General features: G+C 74.7%; 17 protein-coding genes. 12 read left to right on the top strand and 5 right to left on the bottom strand.

Annotation, left to right across the window (positions count from 1 at the left end):
• Nucleotides 1-101: 101 nt before the first annotated feature.
• On the top strand, nucleotides 102-1,721 hold the full coding sequence (locus CLV52_RS13825; protein WP_133766962.1) for a DUF1800 domain-containing protein: 1,620 nt from the start codon (nucleotides 102-104) through the stop codon (nucleotides 1,719-1,721).
• A gap of 17 nt (nucleotides 1,722-1,738) precedes the next feature.
• A complete protein-coding gene (locus CLV52_RS13820) occupies nucleotides 1,739-3,124 on the top strand; it encodes a DUF1501 domain-containing protein (RefSeq protein ID WP_246018143.1) in 1,386 nt (461 codons plus the stop codon).
• A gap of 54 nt (nucleotides 3,125-3,178) precedes the next feature.
• Here CLV52_RS13820 and CLV52_RS13815 read toward each other — a convergent pair whose 3' ends face one another.
• Both CLV52_RS13815 and CLV52_RS13810 read right to left on the bottom strand, forming a co-directional pair.
• On the bottom strand, nucleotides 3,179-3,895 hold the full coding sequence (locus CLV52_RS13815) for a M50 family metallopeptidase (protein ID WP_246018142.1): 717 nt from the start codon (nucleotides 3,893-3,895) through the stop codon (nucleotides 3,179-3,181).
• Complete coding sequence (locus CLV52_RS13810) at nucleotides 3,892-5,223, bottom strand: MFS transporter (RefSeq protein ID WP_133766960.1); 1,332 nt, start codon at nucleotides 5,221-5,223, stop codon at nucleotides 3,892-3,894. Before CLV52_RS13810 ends, CLV52_RS13815 begins: the two co-directional genes overlap by 4 nt.
• Nucleotides 5,224-5,287: 64 nt before the next feature.
• On the opposite strand from CLV52_RS13810, the gene CLV52_RS13805 reads away from it, so the two are divergent.
• The 4 genes from CLV52_RS13805 to CLV52_RS13790 all read left to right on the top strand — a co-directional run bounded on the left by CLV52_RS13805 (nucleotide 5,288) and on the right by CLV52_RS13790 (nucleotide 9,908).
• The gene (locus tag CLV52_RS13805) at nucleotides 5,288-5,665 is read left to right on the top strand and encodes an FKBP-type peptidyl-prolyl cis-trans isomerase (RefSeq protein ID WP_133766959.1); all 378 of its coding nucleotides are present in this window, start codon (nucleotides 5,288-5,290) and stop codon (nucleotides 5,663-5,665) included.
• A gap of 94 nt (nucleotides 5,666-5,759) precedes the next feature.
• Nucleotides 5,760-6,284, top strand: a complete 525-nt coding sequence (locus CLV52_RS13800; RefSeq protein WP_133766958.1) for an adenine phosphoribosyltransferase — start codon at nucleotides 5,760-5,762, stop codon at nucleotides 6,282-6,284.
• 100 nt (nucleotides 6,285-6,384) lie between these two features.
• Complete coding sequence (locus CLV52_RS13795; protein ID WP_133766957.1) at nucleotides 6,385-7,650, top strand: DUF4192 family protein; 1,266 nt, start codon at nucleotides 6,385-6,387, stop codon at nucleotides 7,648-7,650.
• 59 nt (nucleotides 7,651-7,709) lie between these two features.
• Nucleotides 7,710-9,908 carry a HelD family protein gene (locus CLV52_RS13790; protein ID WP_133766956.1) on the top strand — a complete coding sequence of 733 codons (2,199 nt, stop codon included), beginning with the start codon at nucleotides 7,710-7,712 and terminating at the stop codon, nucleotides 9,906-9,908.
• A gap of 13 nt (nucleotides 9,909-9,921) precedes the next feature.
• Here the strand turns inward: CLV52_RS13790 and CLV52_RS13785 are convergent, their stop codons facing one another.
• Nucleotides 9,922-11,100 carry a MarP family serine protease gene (locus tag CLV52_RS13785; RefSeq protein ID WP_162850856.1) on the bottom strand — a complete coding sequence of 393 codons (1,179 nt, stop codon included), beginning with the start codon at nucleotides 11,098-11,100 and terminating at the stop codon, nucleotides 9,922-9,924.
• 216 nt (nucleotides 11,101-11,316) lie between these two features.
• On the opposite strand from CLV52_RS13785, the gene rpsO reads away from it, so the two are divergent.
• Nucleotides 11,317-11,586: a 30S ribosomal protein S15 gene (gene rpsO / locus CLV52_RS13780; RefSeq protein ID WP_133766954.1), complete on the top strand. Its 270-nt coding sequence runs from the start codon at nucleotides 11,317-11,319 to the stop codon at nucleotides 11,584-11,586.
• Between the two features lie 112 nt (nucleotides 11,587-11,698).
• Here the strand turns inward: rpsO and CLV52_RS13775 are convergent, their stop codons facing one another.
• Nucleotides 11,699-12,115: a transferase gene (locus tag CLV52_RS13775; protein WP_133766953.1), complete on the bottom strand. Its 417-nt coding sequence runs from the start codon at nucleotides 12,113-12,115 to the stop codon at nucleotides 11,699-11,701.
• A gap of 98 nt (nucleotides 12,116-12,213) precedes the next feature.
• Here CLV52_RS13775 and CLV52_RS13770 point away from each other — a divergent pair, with 98 nt between their 5' ends.
• The 3 genes from CLV52_RS13770 to CLV52_RS13760 are packed head-to-tail and all read left to right on the top strand — an operon-like array spanning nucleotide 12,214 to nucleotide 13,897.
• A complete protein-coding gene (locus CLV52_RS13770; RefSeq protein WP_133766952.1) occupies nucleotides 12,214-12,633 on the top strand; it encodes a hypothetical protein in 420 nt (139 codons plus the stop codon).
• A 51-nt stretch (nucleotides 12,634-12,684) separates the two neighbouring features.
• Nucleotides 12,685-13,656: an aldo/keto reductase gene (locus tag CLV52_RS13765; RefSeq protein ID WP_133766951.1), complete on the top strand. Its 972-nt coding sequence runs from the start codon at nucleotides 12,685-12,687 to the stop codon at nucleotides 13,654-13,656.
• Between the two features lie 55 nt (nucleotides 13,657-13,711).
• Entirely contained in the window at nucleotides 13,712-13,897 is a 186-nt protein-coding gene (locus CLV52_RS13760) for a hypothetical protein (protein ID WP_133766950.1), read from the top strand.
• 276 nt (nucleotides 13,898-14,173) lie between these two features.
• Here CLV52_RS13760 and CLV52_RS13755 read toward each other — a convergent pair whose 3' ends face one another.
• Nucleotides 14,174-14,947, bottom strand: coding sequence for a siderophore-interacting protein (locus CLV52_RS13755; protein ID WP_133766949.1), 774 nt, complete (start codon nucleotides 14,945-14,947; stop codon nucleotides 14,174-14,176).
• Between the two features lie 56 nt (nucleotides 14,948-15,003).
• On the opposite strand from CLV52_RS13755, the gene CLV52_RS13750 reads away from it, so the two are divergent.
• Nucleotides 15,004-16,068 carry an LLM class flavin-dependent oxidoreductase gene (locus CLV52_RS13750; protein ID WP_133766948.1) on the top strand — a complete coding sequence of 355 codons (1,065 nt, stop codon included), beginning with the start codon at nucleotides 15,004-15,006 and terminating at the stop codon, nucleotides 16,066-16,068.
• Between the two features lie 88 nt (nucleotides 16,069-16,156).
• The gene (locus CLV52_RS13745; RefSeq protein WP_133766947.1) at nucleotides 16,157-19,450 is read left to right on the top strand and encodes a DEAD/DEAH box helicase; all 3,294 of its coding nucleotides are present in this window, start codon (nucleotides 16,157-16,159) and stop codon (nucleotides 19,448-19,450) included.
• Nucleotides 19,451-19,519: the final 69 nt, after the last annotated feature.

The raw sequence follows: 19,519 nt of genomic DNA, 5'->3' as shown, positions 1-19,519 counted from the left end.
TCAGCGGAATCCTCCGCGCGGCGTCACCGACGCTCCGTGTCGGGCCCGGTCGCACGAACGGGTCGCCCGTACCGTGGCCGCGGATCGACGGAGGGCGGGGCATGACGGACACGGAGGCGGACATCACGGACGCGCCGCGGATGAGCTCGCGGCGGGGGCTGTTCGGGATCGGCGCGGTGCTCGCTGCCGGCGCCGTCGCGGGCGAGGCGCTCGTGGGGGAGGCGGACGCCGCCGAGGCGGCCACCGCCGCGAAGAAGGCGTTCACGGGCAAGCAGTACCCGACGGCGTCGGCCGCGGCGAAGGCGGCCGGGCGTGCGCATTCCAACCTCTTCCCGCACGACCCGCAGGCGCACCTCCTGCGACGGGCGACGTTCGGCCCGCGACCGAAGGACGTCGCCGATCTGCAACGGCTCGGCATCGACGGCTGGCTCCACCGGCAGCTGAACCCGTCGACGATCAAGGACACCCGGGGGAACCAGGCCGCCGCGCTGTTCCCGCTCGAGGGCGCGCGGCCCGGGACGATCCTGAAGAGGACGAAGCGCTACAGCTGGGACGCGATGCTGGCGACCGCGCAGGCGACGCTCGCCCGGCAGATCTTCTCCGACCGGCAGCTCTACGAGATCGTCGTCGACGTCTTCGCCAACCGGCTGCACGTCCCGCTGCCGGGCGAGCAGTGGCACACCTCGCCGAGCTTCATCAAGGACGTCATCCGCAAGCACGCGTTCGGCTCGTACGAGGGCATGCTGCTCGCCGCGATGAAGCACCCGGCGATGCTGAACTTCCTCAGCAACGACGAGTCGCAGCGCTCGAACGTGAACGAGAACCTCGGCCGCGAGCTGCTCGAGCTGCACACCGTCGGCCGCACCGCCGGCTACACGGAGCCGATGGTCCGCGCGAGCGCCAAGATCCTGTCCGGCCGCACGATCGACTCCGACACCGGGCAGTACTACTTCCGGGCGCCGTGGCACTGGACCGGCACGGTCAAGGTGCTCGGCTTCTCGAGCGCGAACCGGTCGATCTACAAGGGGGAGGCCGTCGGCGACGCCTACCTGAAGTACCTCGCGCACCACCCGGCCACCGCCCGGAACGTGGCGCGGGCGCTCGCGGTCCGGTTCGTGTCCGACAACCCGTCCACGAGCCTCGTGAACCGGCTCGCCCGCGTCTACCTGCACCACGGGACGAGCATCAGGGCGGTCGTCGACGCGATCTTCAAGTCGAGCGACTTCTGGGCCGCGGTCGGCGTCCGGATGCGCCGCCCCCTCGAGGACGCGGTCGGCACCCTCCGGGTCCTCGACGTCAAGCGGGCCGCCGGCATGCAGCAGCCGATCGGCTGGCTGTACTGGAACCTGAACGACGCGGGGCACACGCCGTACGGGTGGGGTCCTCCGAACGGCTACCCGGACGTCGCCGCCGCATGGCTCGGCGCGGGCGCGATGCTGCAGCGCTGGAACCTCCACCGCGCCTTCGTGAACGGCTGGTGGCCGAAGCTCGGCTGGACGAAGCCGACGCGGCTCGTGAAGCGGACATCGGGCATGAACACGTACCAGTGGACGAAGGCCGTGGCGCGGCGCGTGCTCGGCGTCACGCCGTCGAAGGCGCACCTCCTCGCGGCGATCCACGGCGCGAAGCTCTCCGCCCCGGCGCCCGCCCCGACGGACGACTGGCGGGCCGGCAAGGTCGTCTCCCTCCTCCTCGACTCCCCGTACTTCCAGCTCCGATGACGCGACAGGAGACCCTCGTGCAGACCCCGACGGACGACGTCCTCAGGGCGCTCCATCCCGACTGCCCGGACTGGCAGCGGCTCGGCCCGACCCCGCGCGACGCGGCGATCCGCGCGATGGCGGAGGCGCAGCGGATGCAGGAGGAGGAGCGCACCGCCGCCTGGTCGGGCGGCTTCAACCGGCGCACCTTCCTCACAGGCGGGCTCGGGGTCGGCGTCGCCGCGCTCGGCGCGCAGCTCGTGACGAGCCGCGTCTCCTACGCGGCCGCCGACGAGCTCGACACGGGCACCCTCGTCGTCGTGTTCCTCCGCGGCGGGATGGACGGCCTGTCCATGCTCGTCCCGGCCGCGGACCCCGACCTCGTGAAGGAGCGGCCGAACATCGGCGTGCGGAAGGGGCTCATCGACATCGACTCCGGCCGCACCTTCGGCCTCCACCCGGCGATGGCGCCGCTCGCGCCGCTCATCGCGCAGGGGAAGGTCGCCGCGATCCCGGCCGTGTCGACGCCCGACCTGTCCCGCAGCCACTTCCAGGCGCAGGACTGCCTGGAGCGCGGCTCGAGCACCACCCTGAGCACCGGCTGGCTCGACCGGGTGCTGACCGCCTCGGGACCGGGCACCACGTTCCGCTCCGTCGCCATCGGCGGCACGACGCCGCGGTCGCTCACGGGCGCGGCGATGCCGATCGCGATGCACGACCTCGGGTCGATCAAGCTGAACGTCGACAAGACGGAGACGAAGGCGACGACCGCGGCCCTCCAGGCGCTCTACACCGGCCTCGACCACCCGATCGCGAAGCAGACGAAGCTCGCGATCGGCGCGCTCGGCACCGTCGCGAGGATCACGGCCGCGGACACGGCGGCCGCCGCGGCGTCCCCGGGGACCGCGGTGCAGTACCCGAGCGGCAACTTCGCCGCGGCGCTGCGCGACCTGGCGCTGCTCATCAAGGGCGGCGCGGGCGTCCGCGTCGCCTGCATCGACGTGGGCGGGTGGGACACGCACACCGGGATGGGGAACGTCGACTCCGGCGACATGCAGGCCCACCTGGGGGACCTCGCGAAGGCGCTCGCCGCCTTCACCGCCGACCTCGGCTCCGACCTGCTCGACCGCACGACGGTCGTGACGATGAGCGAGTTCGGCCGCCGGGTCGAGGAGAACGCGAGCGGCGGCACGGACCACGGGCACGGCGGCGCCGTGCTCGTCCTCGGCGGCGGCGTGAACGGCGGCGTCCACGGGCAGTGGAAGGGGCTGGCGCACCGCACGACCTACGGCGACGTGCTCGGTTCGAACGACTACCGCGACGTGCTGACGGAGGTGGTGTCGAAGCGCCTCGACCTGTCGACGGGGAAGCTCAAGCACGTCTTCCCGGGCTGGCGGCCGAAGCGCCTCGGCATCATGGCCTGATCCCGTTCTGCAGGAGCTCCTGCGGTCGGCTGCAGAAGGTCCTGCACAACGGGATCAGCGGAGGGGCGCGACGACGAGCCAGCCGGCGACCGCGACCCCCACGAGCCCGGCGAGCACGAAGACGAGCAGCCAGAAGCCGACCGGCACGCGGGTGACGCGGGCGAGCTGGTCGGCGTCCGAGGCGCCGTCGCGGCGCCGGGACGCGGGCAGCTCCACCGCGGCGCGCAGCCCGCCGAGCACGAGGAGGGCCGCGACGGCGAGCGCCGCCCGCATCTGCCAGGCGGGGTCGGCGAACCACGTGACCGCGCCGACGAGCGCGCCCGCGACGAGCACGGTCCACAGCCCGAACCAGTTGCGGATCTGCACGAGCACGAGCAGCAGCAGCACGAGGGCGCCCCACAGCGCGACGGCCGCGTGCCCGGCCGCGACCGCCCAGGCGACGAGCACGCCGGCGGCCGACGGCGCCGGGTAGCCCGCGAGCAGGGTGAGCGCCATGCCGGGACCGCGGGGCCTGCCGACGCTGACCGTCAGCCCGCTCGAGTCGGAGTGCAGGCGGATCCCGGCGAGCCGGCGCCGGGTCAGCGTCGCCGCGAACCCGTGCCCGGCCTCGTGCACGATCGTGATCGCGTGCCGGAGCCGCGGCCACGACGGCAGCAGCAGGAGCGCGCCCACGATCGCCACGACCGCCACCACGTCGAGCGCGCCGGGCGCAGGGGAGACCGCGATCACCCGCGCCCACAGCTGCCCGGCGAGCTCCCGCAGCCCGGTCACGGCGTCGGGTGCGCCGAGTCGTATCGGAGGAAGCCCCGTCGGCGCACCGCGAGCGCGACGAGGATCACGATGAGCACGCCGCCGACGACGGGCGGCAGGAAGAGGAGACCGGTCGCGGCGAGCAGGCCGGCGTAGAGGTCGCCGACGCGCGGGCCGCCGGTGACGACGACGATGAAGATGCCCTGCAGGCGGCCGCGCATCGAGTCCGGCGCCGCGGTCTGCAGCATGGTGCCGCGGAAGATGGCGCTCACGTTGTCCGCGCCGCCGGCGCCGGCCAGGAGGACGGCGGCGATCCCCACCCACAGCGGTCCCGCGGGCGTCGGCAGGGCGCCGACGGCCTCCCCGAGCGCCGCCGCGGCGAGCACGGCGCCGAAGAGGCCGATGCAGACGCCGTAGACGATGATCGCGCGCTCGATCGCCAGGCCCTGGCGGCGGATCCCGCCGAGCCGGCCGGAGAACAGGCTGCTCAGCAGCGCGCCGATCGCGAACGCGGCGGAGAGGAGGCCGACCGTCAGCGCGCCGCCCCCGAGCAGCACCGCGCCGACCGCGGGGTAGAGCACCCTCGGCTGCCCGAAGGTCATCGCGATGATGTCCACGACGAACGTCGTCCGGATGTTCGGCGCGGACTTCAGGAACGCGAGGCCGCCGAGCAGCGACGCGAGCCCCGGCCGGTCGATCGGTCCCTCCTGCGGCATCCGCGGCAGGGTCGCGAGCGCGATCAGGGTGCCGACGAACAGCACGGCGTCGATCGTGTAGCACCACTCGAAGCCGACGGAGGCGACGAGGACGCCGGCGAGGCCCGGCCCGACCGTCACCGAGATCCCGACCGTGATGCCCATCAGCGCGCCGGCGGCAGGCAGGAGTCGTGCCGGCAGCAGCCGGGGCGTGGCCGCGGACTCGGAGGCCTGCAGCACCGTCGTCGCGGTCGCGCTGAGCACCGTGAGGACGTAGAGCGACGCGACCGTCTCCGCCCCCGTCCACGACAGGGCGGCGAGCACGACGGTGCAGATCCAGGACGCGAACGCGGCGACGACGGCGACCGTCCGCCGGTCGAAGGCGTCCGCGAGCATGCCGCCGTACAGGCCGGCGAGCACCGTCGGGACGAGGGCGAGCACCCCGGTCAGCGACACCGCGAACGTCGCGGCGGCGACGCCGTCCGTCGGCCGCACCAGGTCGAAGACGTTCAGGCCGACGGCGACGAGCGTCAGCTGGCTGCCGATCCCCGCGGCGGCCCGGGCGCTCCACAGCCGCGCGAACGCGGGGGAGGAGGTGAGCGGCGTCAGATCGACGAAGGCGCCTCGTCGTCGCGGCGGGGGCGCGGTGGTCATCGCTCCCATCCTCCCGGACGGCGCGGTCAGGCACCGTCAGGCGCGTGCGCTTGACTGGCCGACCATGAGCGAACTCACCGATCTCACCGTCAAGCCCGAGCTCGACCCGCCGACCGGTCCGGCGCCCGACCAGCTGGTCGTCGAGGACGTCGTCGTCGGCGACGGCGCGGAGGCGCAGCCGGGCGGCACCGTCACCGTCCACTACCTCGGGGTGGACTACGAGACGGGCGAGGAGTTCGACTCCTCCTGGAGCCGCGGCCAGTCCATCTCGTTCCCCCTCGGCAACCTCATCAAGGGCTGGCAGGAGGGCATCCCCGGCATGCGCGTCGGCGGCCGTCGCGTCCTGACCTGCCCGCCGGAGCTCGCGTACGGCCCCGCCGGCGGCGGCCACCGCCTCTCCGGCCGCACGCTGATCTTCGTGATCGACCTCCTCAAGGCGTAGCCCGCCCCGAAGGGTTCGCGGATACGGAGATCCGACGGGCGTCAGCCGCTCGGATCTCCGTATCCGTGAACGGGCACCGGTAGGTTTCTCGGCCGTGCCCACCGCCGCCGAGCTCGTCGACCGCCTCACCCTCGTGGTCCCGGACTTCCCGGAGCCCGGCGTCCTGTTCCGGGATCTGACCCCGACGCTCGCCGACGCCGAGGCGCTCCGCGCGATCACGGACGAGCTCGTCGGCGCGTTCGCCGGCGGGTTCGACCTCGTCGCCGGCATCGAGGCCCGCGGCTTCCTGCTGGCCGCCGCTGCGGCGTACGCGGCGGGCACCGGCGTCGTCGCCGTGCGGAAGGCGGGCAAGCTGCCGCCGCGCACGCTCATCGAGCACTACGAGCTCGAGTACGGCTCCGCGGCGATCGAGATCCGCGCCGAGCAGCTCGTCCCCGGCACCCGGGTCCTCGTGCTGGACGACGTGCTCGCCACGGGCGGCACGGTGGAGGCCACCTGCGCGCTGCTCGAGCGCGCCGGTGCCGTCGTCGCCGGGGTCGGCGTCGTCCTCGAGCTCGCGGCGCTCGGCGGGAGACAGCGCCTCGGCGGCCGCCCCGTCCACGCGCTCCGCGGGGTCTGACCCCCGCCTTCCTCCCTCCACAAGGCGGATCCGGCCGGATCCGCGGATCCGTCGCCCGGATCGGCCGTCCTGCCGCCCGCCGGTCGCCAGGCTGCGGCGCATGTCGCAGAAACGAGCCCGCGCACTCCGCGCCCAGTCGCCCGATCCCGTCCGACGCCCCGTCCCGCGGGTCGTGCAGGCGTCCGGGCCCGCCGGCGTCCTCCGCTTCGTCCCCGACCTGCTGCCGGTCGACCCCGAGGACAGCCTCGTGCTCGTCCTGTTCCGGCGGATGCAGGGCAGGCGGTCGCGGACGCACGGGGCGATGCGCGTTGACCTGCGGCACACGGAGGACGAGGGCGAGCTCGCGGCCTGGGCCGAGGCGGTGCTCGGCGGGGTGCTGCGGGTCGACGGCGTGACCGGCGTCGCGATCGCGGCCTACACGCCGGAGACGTTCGCGCCGTCCGGGCGCCCGCCGGCCGCCGTGCAGGTCCGTGTCGTCGCCCGGCAGGCCGAGCGGATGGGCCTCGAGGTCCTCGACCGCTTCTGCGTGGGCGCCGACGCGTGGGGGTCGCTCGACGACCCGATGCTGCCCCGCGGCGGCCGACCCCTCGCCCAGCTCGAGCCCGACGGCCCGCGGCTGCGCCCGAGGCCGCCCGTGCCGGCCGCCGGGTGGGCGACGGCCGCCGACCGCCGCCGGTTCCGCGCCGACCACGCCGCGTGGTGGGGCCGCCCGGACGGGCCGGGCGGAGCGGTCCACGGCGTTCCGATGGGGCCCGGAGACGCGGCCGACCGGCGCTCGCCGATGGACCGGTACCGCTGGGGCGTCGACCTCGATCAGGTCGTCGACCTCGTGGAGGCGGCCCTGCTCGAGCACGGCCCGGGCGACGCGCCCTGCGCCTGCCGAGCCCTGCTCGCCTCGCTGGCGGAGCGGCCCGGGCTGATCCCGATGCTCCTCGGGCAGATCGGCTGGGGTCGGGCGTTCGGGCGGGAGCTCTGGACGGCCTTCGCGGCGCCCGCCGGGCGGCAGCGGACGGGCGAGCGCCTGCGGGAGGCGATCGGGGGCGGGAAGTTCCCGCGCCCGGACGTCGCGCGGCTCGAGACCGCCCTCGCGGCGTTCCACGAGGCCGCCGCGGTCGCGGAGTCGCCGCGGACGGCGGCGGGCGTCGAGGAGGCGCTCGCCTGGCTGCACTGGGCCCGCGGCGCGGCGAGCACCGCGGGCGGGCACGCGGAGCGCGCGCTCGTGCTCGATGACGACCGCGACCTCGCGCCCGTGGTCCTCGACCGCGTCGAGGCCGGGATCCTGCCGCTGTGGGCGTACCGGGCCGACCCGCGGAAGCCGGACCGCTTCGAGCGGCTGCTCGCCGCACCGGAGCGCACCGCGGGCTGAGCGCGCCGGGCCGGGACGCGGAACTAGGATGGTGGGCCGCGAAACGGGAGGTGCGTCGCGTGACCGATGTCGCGGATGCGGAGCTCGCCAGGGAGCAGCGGTACGTGGCCGGCCTGTACAGCCGGCTCGACGTGCTCCGGGCGGAGCTGGTCGCCGAGCTCGAGCGCGTGCGCCGGGGCGGCGCCACCGGCACCCACCAGGCCCGGACGGAGCGCGACGCGATGGCGCGCCTGTTCGAGGACCGGGTCCGGCGGCTGCGCGACGTCGACGAGCGGCTCGTCTTCGGACGGCTGCAGGCCGACGACGGCGCCGTCCGGTACATCGGCCGCATCGGCCTGCGCGACGACGAGCAGCAGCCCCTCCTCCTCGACTGGCGCGCGCCGCAGTCGAGCGCGTTCTACCAGGCGACCGCGGCGACCCCGCTCGGCGTGCGGGTCCGCCGCCACCTGACGACCCGGGGGCGCGACGTCACCGCGCTCGAGGACGAGGTGTTCGACCCCGAGGACATCCCGGAGGACGTGACGCTGACGGGCGAGACCGCGCTGCTCGCGGCGCTCACCGCCCAGCGCACCGGCCGGATGCACGACATCGTCTCGACGATCCAGGCGGAGCAGGACCGGATCATCCGCTCGGAGTCGCGCGGCGTCCTCGTCGTCCAGGGCGGCCCGGGCACCGGCAAGACGGCGGTCGCCCTCCACCGCGCCGCGTACCTGCTCTACGCGCACAAGGAGCGGCTCGCCCGGAACGGCGTGCTCGTCGTCGGTCCCTCCCGGAGCTTCCTCGAGTACATCGAGCAGGTCCTCCCGTCCCTCGGCGAGACGGGCGTCGTCCTCCGCACGCTCGGGCAGCTCTATCCGGGCGTGGACGCCGCCGCGGTCGACGCGCCCGCCGTCGCGGACGTGAAGGGGCGGAGCGTCATGGCGGCCGTCATCCGTCGCGCCGTGCTCGCGCGGCAGACGGCGCCGGAGCGGCCCGTCGACGTCGAGATCAACGGGGTGACCCTGACGGTGCAGCCCGCCGTCATCCAGCGCGCGATCCGGCACGCGCAGCAGACGCGGAAGCCGCACAACGTCGCCCGGGTCACCTTCGTGAAGAGCGCGCTGGGGGAGCTCACGGCGCAGCTGGTCGAGCAGGTCGCCGCCCGCGGCAGCACGATCGACGACGAGGACCGGAGGATGCTCCGCGAGGACATCCGGACGGCGCAGGACGTGAAGGTGCTGCTGAACACGGCGTGGCTGCCGCTGACGCCGGAGAAGCTGCTCGGCGACCTGTACACGCGCCCGGAGTACCTCGCCCGGTCGGCGCCGGAGCTCCGCCCGCACGAGCGCGAGCTGCTGGCGCGGCCCCGCCGTGCGCCGTTCACCGTGGGCGACGTCCCGCTCCTCGACGAGGCCGCCGAGCTGCTCGGCGACATCGACGTGACCGGCGACGCACGCGCGCAGGCGCGGGCGGCGCAGCGGCAGCGCGACATCGAGAACGCCGAGCAGGCGATCGCGAACATGGGCGTCGAGGGCCTCGTGTCGGCGGAGTCGCTCGCGGACGGCTTCGCGGAGGAGGGCGCCCGCCTCACGACAGCCGAGCGCGCTGCCGTCGACCGGACCTGGACGTACGGGCACATCGTGGTCGACGAGGCGCAGGAGCTCACGCCGATGCAGTGGCGCCTCCTCCGCCGGCGCGGCCCGCTGCGCTCGTTCACGGTGGTCGGCGACCTCGCTCAGTCCGCGGCGGTGCCGCCGGCGGCCGACTGGCGGGCGGCGCTCGGCGCGCTGACGGACGAGTTCCGGCTCGAGCGGCTGTCCGTGAACTACCGGACGCCGCAGGCGATCGCGGAGCTCGCCGAGTCCCGCGCGCTGCGCGACGGCCTGCCGATCACGCCCTCCCGTTCGGTGCGCGAGGGGGAGCCGCCGGCGTCGGTCCGGACCCGGACGGACCGGGTGCCGACCGCGGTCGTCGACGCGGTGGCGGCGGACCGAGCGCGCGGCGACGGCGGCGCGCTCGCCGTGATCGCGCCGGCCGGGCAGGTCCGTGCACTGCACGACGCCCTCGTCGCCGGGGTCGACGACCGCGTCGGCTATGGGGCGCAGGGCCTCGGCGCCCCCGTGTCCGTCCTCGACCCGTGGACGGCGAAGGGGCTCGAGTTCGACAGCGTCGTCGTGGTCGACCCCGACCGCATCGCGGCGGAGGCCGGTCCCGGCTCCCTCTACGTCGCGTTCACGCGGCCGACGCGACGCCTCGTCGTCGTCGAGCCGACCGCCTGACCGCTCCCGCGGCTCAGCCCCGTGAGCAGGCGCCGGTCGACACCGCCGAGGTGAGGGCGGGCGCCCGATCCACGACGTCGCCGAACTCCGCCGGCGTCATCGCGTACCCGAGGTCGGTGCGGTTCGTGCTCTTCGCGAAGACGATGCCGATGACCCGGCCGTCCGGCGTGAGCAGCGGGCCGCCGGAGTTGCCCTGCTCCACGTCCGCGGCGAGCGCTGCGACCTGGCGCGTCGTCCGGCCCGACCCGGCGATGTCCGGGACCGCGACGGCGCCGGTCTGCACGACCTCCGCGCCGCCCTCCGTGAACGGGCCGCCGAACGGGTAGCCCGCCACGACGCCCTTGTCACCGACGGCGGGCGGCGCCGCGACGCGGAGGGTCGAGGCCTGGAGGCCGCGCACCGCGATCACCGCGAGGTCGCGCTTCGGGTCGAAGTACGTGACGGAGCCGGGCAGCGCCTGGCCGGCGGGCGTGAGGACGACGGGCCGCGTGACGCCCGCGACGACGTGGGCGTTCGTCAGCACGCGGTTCCCGGCGACGACGAAGCCGGACCCGGACTGCTCCTGGTTGCACGCGGCCGCGCTGCCCGTGATCTTCACGACGGACCGGGCCGCGGTGCGCAGGCCGGCCGTCTGCGTGACGCCCGGGACGCTCGTCGAGCCCCCGCCGGTGCCGAGGGAGATGCCGAGCTGGGGGATGCCGCTCGCCAGCACCGTCGAGCGGAGCTGCGCGAGCGCGCGGTCGACGGGTGCGGGCGTGACGCTGTGGATGCCGTTCAGCACGACGGAGGACGCGATCGGCTGCGCGACGTAGGGGACGCCGAGCGACACCGCGAGGGACGCGATCATCGAGATCGCGAGCGCGCTGACGACGAGCTGCGCGGCGGCGCCGAGCACGCGGTCCAGGAGCCCGAGCGGGCTGCGCCGGAGTACGCCGCCGATGACCGCCCCGACGCCGGAGCCGACGGCGTGCCCGAGCAGCACGAGGACGACCGCGGCGACGATCGTCGCGACGACCTTCCCGGTCTCGTCCTGCACGAACGACCCGATCAGCGGCGAGAGCAGCGCGGCGGCGATGCCGCCCGCGATGAGGCCGACGATCGCGCCGAGGCTCCGCACGAAGCCGAGGCGGTAGCCCTGGACGACGTAGGCGAGCAGGACGAGGGCGAGCACGATGTCGAGCCAGGGGGACACCTGCGGACCTCCGATCGTCGGGGCTCCGACGGTACGGGAGCCCGAGTCGGCGGCCGCGGGCCGCTCGACCTCTTCAGCATCCCCTCAGCGGGAGCCCGGCGCGGGGCGGCGCCCCGGCATTGCTAGACTCTCGTGCCGCCGTGAACCGGCCGCGGTCCCAGAGCGTCGCGCGCATCCCGCGCGCGACACCGCGCAGCGAGCAGAAGAGGAGTCCCCATGGCATTGGACGCAGAGGTCAAGAAGGCGATCATCGCGGAGTACGCGACGCACGAGGGTGACACCGGCTCGCCCGAGGTCCAGATCGCGATGCTGTCGACCCGCATCAAGGACCTCACGGAGCACCTGAAGGTGCACAAGCACGACCACCACTCGCGTCGCGGCCTGCTGCTGCTCGTCGGCCAGCGCCGCCGGCTGCTCGGCTACCTGCAGGACGTCGACATCCAGCGCTACCGCTCGCTGATCGAGCGCCTCGGGCTGCGCCGCTGAGCGCCTCCTGACACGCCGAAGGGCCGCCCTCCTCTCGAGGAGGGCGGCCCTTCGTGGTCCCAGCGGCCGCCGGCCCGGCCGACGACCGCGTGCGCGCGGGACGCGCCGCGGGCTACGCGGCGGCGCCGAACGCGCTCTGCTGGGGGAGCACCGCGTCGTCGTCGATCTTCTGGTCGGCGGCCACGCGGGCGCCGGCACCGATCGAGGCGCGCGCGCCGATCTTCGTGTGGCTGCCGACGCGGGCGCCCTCGCCGACGACGGCGGCGGCACCGACGTGCACGGCCGCGCCGATTTCGGCGTGCGGGCCGACGACCGCCTCGCGGTCGACCCAGCTGCCGGACGCGATGCGGACGGAGCGTCCGACCCGCGCTCCGGACTCGATGTAGACGGTGGGGGCGATGAAAGCGGTGGGGTCGACGGAGGCGTCCGTCGCGACGAGGCCGCGCCCGTTGGGGTGGCGACGGTACCGGGTGACGGTGCCGAACTCGTCCTCGATCTCTTCTGCGATCCTGGGGGTCCTGCGCTGCATGATCTACCCAACGTAGAAGACGCCCCCGTTCATTCCCCGAGCGCGCCCCCTTCCTGGATGTGAATCCGATAAGAGCGGGTCCGCGGCAGAATGGGGCCGTGCTCTTCCGACGCCGCGGGGGCGACCCCGACTTCCCGAAGGAGGACCGCGGCAGCGGCTCCTTGGACGACTACAAGTTCGACCTCCTCCCCGCGAAGTCGAGCACCGTCATCCGCCTCGCGGGCAGCGATCCGCACCAGGACCTGCTGCGCGACCTCGTCGGCGCCGACCCGGCCGAGACCGCCATCGCGCGGCGGACCGCGGAGGAGGAGCGGACCGACGCGCCGATCGAGGTCCGCCTCTTCGTCGGGGGCCGCATCGTCGGGCCCGTCGGGCGCGTGCCCCGCGGGCTCGAGTCGCCGGTGAACGAGGCGCTGAGCCGCCTCGACACGGCGGGGCGCAAGCCGCGCATCCCGGTCGAGATCGTGGCGACCCGGCAGGGCGTCCGGGTCGACCTGCTCATGGGGGAGACCCGCTAGCGACGGACGCCCGCGCGCCGCTCCCAGGGCGGGAGGCGGAGGATCGTCGGCATGGACACCATCCGACTCGGCGACGCGGGACTCCAGGTCAGCCGCGTGATCCTCGGCTGCATGAGCTATGGCGACCCCGACCGCGGCAACCACAGCTGGAGCCTCCCCGAGGAGGGCGCCCGCCCGTTCTTCCGCCGCGCGATCGAGGCGGGGATCACGACCTTCGACACCGCGAACGTCTACTCGGCCGGCTCCAGCGAGGAGATCACCGGGAAGCTCCTCCGCGAGTTCGCGCAGCGCGAGGAGGTCGTGATCGCCACGAAGGTGCACGGCCGGATGGGGCCCGGCCCGAACGGCGGCGGGCTCTCCCGCGGTGCGATCATGACCCAGATCGACGCCTCCCTGCAGCGCCTCGGCACCGACTACGTCGACCTGTACCAGATCCACCGGTTCGACCCGGAGGTGCCGGTCGCGGAGACGATGGCGGCCCTGCACGACGTCGTGAAGGCCGGGAAGGCCCGCTACATCGGGGCGTCGTCCATGTGGACGTGGCAGTTCGCGGAGCTGCAGCACACCGCCGACGTCGAGGGCCTGACCCGGTTCGTGTCGATGCAGGACCAGTACTCCCTGCTGCAGCGGGAGGAGGAGCGCGAGATGCTCCCGTACTGCCTCGACACCGGCGTCGGCGTCATCCCGTGGTCGCCGCTCGCCCGCGGCAAGCTGACGCGCGACTGGGACGAGACGACGAAGCGCGGCGACACGGACGAGTTCGGCAAGACGCTCTACGGGCAGGAGGGCGACCGGCGCATCGTCGAGGCCGTCGCCCGCGTCGCGGCGGAGCGCGGGGTGCCGCGCGCGCAGGTGGCGCTCGCGTGGGTGCTCGCGCAGCCGGCGGTCACCGCGCCGATCGTGGGCGCGACGAAGCCCGAGCACCTCGAGGACGCGATCGCGGCGTCGGACCTCGAGCTCACGGACGACGAGCTCGACGCCCTGGAGGCGGACTACGTCCCGCACGCCCCCAGCGGGTTCTGACCCGCGCGGCGTCACCCCGGCGGGCCGGCTCCTGTTCTGGATCCGGGCCGCGTTCGTGGGCGACGCGGCGATCGCGGCGTTCGGCGGCCTCCTGCTCGCCATCGGCGCGGAGGGTGCGGCGTTCGCCGTGTTCGCCTTCGTCGTGATCCGCGTGATCATCGGCGTCGCGGCGCTGCTCGTCGCCCTCCGCGTCCTCGACCGGAGGAACCCGAACGACGACGCCCCGTCCTCCGTCCGCTGACCGACGCCCGACGGGCCGGCGGGTGCTGATGCGGCGGAATCGGACTCGTGCGGCTGGGATCCGACCCGCACCAGTCCGGATCGGCCGCACGAGGCGACTTCCGCTTCGTCCACTGTCGAGGCCATCCGCGCTCGGCGTCTGCCCGGGTGGACTCGAGGCTCGCTGTGCTCGCACGTCGACGGACGAGGTCGGCCCCGCATCCGCCGTCATCCGAGAGCGCGTGCAGCGCGCCGGTACGGCAGCCGCGCCGCAGCGGCGGCGGCGCGGCCACGGACACTAGTCCGGGTCGGTCGGGTCGAGCGGGGCGTGGTGGTCGAGGCCGGCCTCGCCGCGGCGCCAGTAGCCGTGCAGGGAGCGGTTCTCCTTCGCCAGCCCGAGCTCCTTGAGGTGCCGGCGCACCGGCACGAGGGCGGTCGCTTCGCCCGCCGCCCACACGAACGTGTCGCCGTCGACGTCCTGCGCCCGCACCGTCTCGAGGAGGTCGTGCCCCTCGCCGACCACCTGCAGGAGCGCGGCGGTGCGCTCGGTCTCGTCGAGGTAGGCGGCCTCCGCGCCGCCGAACAGGATCGCGCGGGTCGGCGGCTCGCCCGCGAAGGCGCGGACCCACCGGCGGAGCGCGGGGAGCCCCGCCGGGTCGGCGATCAGCAGCGCGTTCCGGAACCCCGTCGGCGCGAGGCGGGAGCCGCGCGGGCCGCCGAACGCCAGCTCGTCGCCCTCCGTCGCCGCGGACGCCCACGCCGTCGCGGGGCCGTCGGTGCCGTGCACCACGAAGTCGACGTCGAGCTCCGGTCCGCTGGAGGCGCCGAGCGTCCGGAACTCGCTCGGCGTGTAGTCGCGGCCGACGACGCCGTCCGGGCCCTCGAAGAACAGCTTGACGTGGTCCTCCGGGCCGAGGCTCGTGAAGTCCGCGAGGTCGTCGCCGCCGAGCGTGATCCGGACCATCGAGGCGGGGAGCTCCCGACGGCCGACGACCGTCGCGGTGCGGCGTCGGAGCTCGTGCCGCACGACGTCCCGGACGCGCGGCGAGGTGGACAGCGGAAAGGTGCGCATCGCCCGATTCTGCCGGACCCCGGAATGCGCACGCGGGGGCGCGGGTTGGGACCCGCATGCCGGATCTCGCCCTGTCGGTGCTCGACCTCATCCCCGTTCGGAGCGGCCAGACCTCCGGCGACGCCGTCGCCGCGTCCGTCGCCCTCGCGGAGCGCGCCGACGCGCTCGGGCTGCACCGGTACTGGCTGGCGGAGCACCACAACATGCCCTCCGTCGCCTCCACGAACCCGCCCGTGCTGCTCGGCGTCCTCGCCGGGCGGACGCGCCGCATCCGGCTCGGCTCGGGGGGCGTGATGCTGCCCAACCACGCGCCGTTCGTCATCGCGGAGCAGTTCGCGGCGCTCGAGGCCGCGGCGCCCGGTCGGGTCGACCTCGGCATCGGGCGCGCCCCCGGGTCCGACCCCGTCATCACCGCGCTGCTCCGGTCCGAAGGGCACACGAGCGACGTGGACGCCTTCCCGAGCCACATCCGCGACATCGAGGCCCTGCTCGGCCGCGACGGCGCCGGGCTGCGGCTCGCCACCGGCGAGGAGTACACGGTCCGGGCCACGCCCGCCGCCGCCGGGACCCCGCAGCTCTGGCTGCTCGGCTCGTCGGACTACTCGGCGGAGCTCGCCGGGCGGCTCGGCCTGCCCTACGTGTTCGCGCACCACTTCTCCGGGCAGGGCACGGAGCACGCGCTCGACCTGTACCGGTCGCGCTTCCAGGCCTCGGAGCACCTCGACGCCCCGCGGACGTTCCTCACCGCGAACGTCGTCGCGGCCGAGACCGCGGCCGAGGCGCACCGGCTCGCCCTGCCGCAGCTGCAGCACATGGCGCGCCTCCGCACGGGGACGCCGCTGACCGCGCTCGACACGGTGGAGGCCGCGGAGGCGGCGCTGCTCACCGAGCCGCAGCGCGAGCTCGTCGAGACCATGGCCTCGCGCTGGTTCATCGGGGAGGCCGACGACGTCACCGAGCGGCTCGTCGCCTTCGCGCAGCGGTTCGAGGTGGACGAGGTCATGATCAGTCCCGCGGCCGGTGCGACCGGCGCCGATCCGGTCGACCGGACCCCGGCGCGTGAGCGGACGCTCGAGCTGCTCGCCGCCCGCCTGCCGCAGGGAGCGCTCGCCGCAGCCTGACCCGGCGGTTCCGCCCACGGCGCACCGGGCGCCGGGCGCCCCTGCGCGGCGCCTAAACTCGAGGGTTCGCGAATTCCAGGGGAGGGGGATGCACGTGTACTCGGATCTCGACGTCGCCCGCATCACCGGCCCCGCCGGCTTCGCGCGCGCGGACCGCTACCAGCGCGAGGGCCGCGTCTCCGACGTGCGCTGGAGCACGGACCGCACGACGCTGACCGGCCGCGTGAAGGGCTCGGAGCACGCCCGCTACTCGGCGCGCGTCCGCCTCCGCCCCACGCCCGACGGGCCGGTCCCGATCTCCGGGCGCTGCGACTGCCCGGTCGGCTCGGACTGCAAGCACGTCGGCGCGGTGCTGCTCGAAGGGCGCCGCGGCGCGCCCACCGCCCCGGCGCCCGCCGTCGCCGACGCGCTCTGGCGCCGCACGCTCGACCCGATCCTCGACGGGCTCGACTCCGACGAGTCGAGCGCCGTGCTCGGCCTCGTCTTCGAGCTGCAGCAGTCCGAGCAGCCGTGGACCGGCTCGCGGCGGACGGCGCCGCGCGAGCGGCCCGTCGCGGTCGGGGTGCGACCGGTGCTGCTCGGGGCGAACGGGCGCTGGCGGCGCACCGGCGTCTCGTGGCGCACCGTGACGAACGAGTGGTCGGTCCACGAGTACGACGACGCGCAGAGCCGGATCCTCCGGGAGATCCACCGCCTCCTGACCGCCGGGCCGTCCTCGTTCGCCGCCGACACCTGGCTGCAGCTGAGCGGGTCCCGCACGACGGCCCTCTGGCCGCTGCTGCAGGAGGCGCAGGACCACGGCGTGGGGCTCGTGACCGGCGGGAGGACGCAGACGCCGCTCGTCATCGCGCAGGAGCCGGTGACGCCGGCCGCGGACCTGATCCGCACCGGGGCGGGCCTGCGCCTGTCGCCGCTGCTCGCCCACGGCGACGCCGCGACCGGGCGGGCGATCGTGCCGCCGTTCTCCCTGATCGGCGACCCCGGCATCGGCGTCGCGACGTGGGAGCCGGGCGAGACGCTCGCCGACGCCCGCATCGCGCTCGCGCCCTTCGCCGAGCCGCTGCAGCCGGCCGCGCACGCCTTCCTCCGCCTGCCCGACCCGATCGAGGTGCCGGCCGACGAGGAGCCCGACTTCCTCGCGCACCACTACCGCCGCCTCGCGAGCGTGCTGCCCGTCGTGAGCCGGGACGGCAGCTTCCAGCCCCCGGCGCGCCCGGACGCCGCGCTCGAGCTCGTCGTCGAGCACGGGCCCGGCGGCGTCACGGGCCGCTGGTCCTGGCGGTACACGCTGCCCGGCGACGCGACGCCGCTCACCCTCGGCGGCGAGGAGGACGCGATCCGCGACCCGCTGCAGGAGCGGCGGATCCTCGGCGCGCTCCGCGGTGCTGGCCTCGACAGCGCGCGCACCCCGGACCTGATCGGGCCGCACGGCGAGCTGCGGGAGACGTTCGCCGTGCACGGCATGGCCGCCGTCGCGTTCGCGCAGGACCTCCTGCCCGGCGTGCGGGCGGTCCCCGGCGTGCACGTCGTCGAGCGCGGGGAGCCCGTCGAGTACCGCGCGGCCGAGGAGACGCCGGTCGTCGCGATCGGCACCCGGGCGATCGACGGCAACCGCGACTGGTTCGACCTCGACATCGAGGTCCGGGTCGGCGGGGAGGTCGCGCCGCTCGCCGAGGTCTTCCTCGCGCTCGCCCGCGGCGACGACGCGATGGTGCTGCCGGGCGGCGTCTGGTTCCCGCTCGACGACCCGGTGTTCGAGCGGCTGCGGACGCTCATCGCCGAGGCGCGCGAGCTCACCGACGACCCGCGCGCGCCGCTCCGCATCTCCCGCTTCCAGGGCTCGCTCTGGGAGGACCTCGTCGCGCTCGGCGTCGTCGCCCGGCAGGCCGAGGCGTGGCGCCGCGCCGTCGAGGTCACGGGCGGGTTCGGCGTCGACGGCCGCCTCGAGCGGCAGGCGCTGCCGGAGGGGTTCACGGCCGAGCTGCGGCCGTACCAGCTGGAGGGCTACGACTGGCTGTCGTTCCTCTACGACAACCGGCTCGGCGGCGTGCTCGCCGACGACATGGGCCTCGGCAAGACCGTCCAGTCGCTCGCGATGATCGCGCGGGCGATCCAGCAGGCGGACGAGCGCGGGGAGGAGCGGCCCCGGTTCCTCGTCGTCGCGCCGACCTCCGTCGTGCCGAACTGGCTCGCGGAGACGAACCGGTTCCTCCCGGACCTCGAGGTCGTCGGCGTGACCGAGACGACCCGGAAGAGCCGGACGGCGCTCCGCGACACCATCGGCGACGCGGACGTCGTCGTGACGTCCTACGCGCTGCTGCGGCTCGACACCGCGTCCTACGCGGGCATCACCTGGGCCGGGATGCTGCTCGACGAGGCGCAGTTCGCGAAGAACCGCCACTCGACGACGTATCAGCGGATCCGGGCGATCGACGTGCCGTTCCGGCTCGCGATCACCGGCACACCGCTCGAGAACGACCTCATGGAGCTGTGGTCGATCATCTCCATCGCCGCGCCCGGCCTGTTCCCGTCCCCGTCCGGCTTCCAGGACCACTACGCGAAGCCGATCGAGAAGGAGGGCGACCGCGAGCGGCTCGGCCAGCTGCAGCGCCGCATCCGGCCGCTGCTGCTGCGCCGCACGAAGGAGCTCGTCGCCTCCGACCTCCCGCCGAAGACCGAGCAGGTCATCGAGGTGGAGCTCGGCAAGAAGCAGCGCGCCGTCTACGACCGGTACCTGAACCGCGAGCGGCAGCGCGTCCTCGGCCTGATCGGGGAGTTCGACCGGAACCGGTTCACGATCTTCCGCGCGCTCACGACGCTGCGGCAGGTGGCGCTCGACGCGGCGCTCGTGGACGCGGGGAACGAGGGCATCCCCTCGGCGAAGCTCGATCTGTTCGACGAGCTGCTCCAGAACGCGCTGGAGGAGCACCACCGGGTGCTCGTGTTCAGCCAGTTCACCCGGCTGCTCGGCCGGGTCAAGGACCGGCTGGACGAGAAGGACATCGGGTACGCGTACCTCGACGGCTCGACCCGGCGTCGCGGTGACGCGATCGAGCGGTTCCGCGGCGGCGACGCGGACGTGTTCCTCATCTCGCTGAAGGCGGGCGGCTTCGGTCTGAACCTCGCGGAGGCGGACTACTGCATCCTGCTCGACCCGTGGTGGAACCCGGCGGCGGAGGCCCAGGCGGTCGACCGCGCCCACCGGATCGGGCAGCAGCGCCAGGTCATGGTCTACCGCCTGGTCGCGAAGGACACGATCGAGGAGAAGGTGATGGCGTTGAAGGAGTCGAAGCGCGCCCTCTTCGACGCCGTGATGGACGGCAACGGCAGCATGGAGGCCGCGGCCCTCACGGCGGACGACGTCCGCGAGCTCCTGGCCTGAGCGCCCGGATGCGCCGCGGCGGAATCCGGGCGTGATCCGACGAACCGGGCGTTCGAGGACGCCCGTCTC

Source organism: Amnibacterium kyonggiense (genome assembly GCF_004364555.1).
In the GTDB taxonomy this organism is placed as follows: Bacteria; Actinomycetota; Actinomycetes; order Actinomycetales; family Microbacteriaceae; genus Amnibacterium; species Amnibacterium kyonggiense.
Note: the sequence above shows the minus strand (reverse complement) of the source record. Positions and strands in the feature narration are given on the sequence as shown.

Coding starts and splice junctions, on each gene's coding strand:
- CLV52_RS13825 (WP_133766962.1), top strand. CDS start 102: ATGACGGACACGGAGGCGGACATCACGGACGCGCCGCGGATGAGCTCG.
- CLV52_RS13810 (WP_133766960.1), bottom strand. CDS start 5,223: ATGACCACCGCGCCCCCGCCGCGACGACGAGGCGCCTTCGTCGATCTG.
- CLV52_RS13805 (WP_133766959.1), top strand. CDS start 5,288: ATGAGCGAACTCACCGATCTCACCGTCAAGCCCGAGCTCGACCCGCCG.
- CLV52_RS13795 (WP_133766957.1), top strand. CDS start 6,385: ATGTCGCAGAAACGAGCCCGCGCACTCCGCGCCCAGTCGCCCGATCCC.
- rpsO (WP_133766954.1), top strand. CDS start 11,317: ATGGCATTGGACGCAGAGGTCAAGAAGGCGATCATCGCGGAGTACGCG.
- CLV52_RS13775 (WP_133766953.1), bottom strand. CDS start 12,115: ATGCAGCGCAGGACCCCCAGGATCGCAGAAGAGATCGAGGACGAGTTC.
- CLV52_RS13765 (WP_133766951.1), top strand. CDS start 12,685: ATGGACACCATCCGACTCGGCGACGCGGGACTCCAGGTCAGCCGCGTG.
- CLV52_RS13755 (WP_133766949.1), bottom strand. CDS start 14,947: ATGCGCACCTTTCCGCTGTCCACCTCGCCGCGCGTCCGGGACGTCGTG.
- CLV52_RS13750 (WP_133766948.1), top strand. CDS start 15,004: ATGCCGGATCTCGCCCTGTCGGTGCTCGACCTCATCCCCGTTCGGAGC.
- CLV52_RS13745 (WP_133766947.1), top strand. CDS start 16,157: ATGCACGTGTACTCGGATCTCGACGTCGCCCGCATCACCGGCCCCGCC.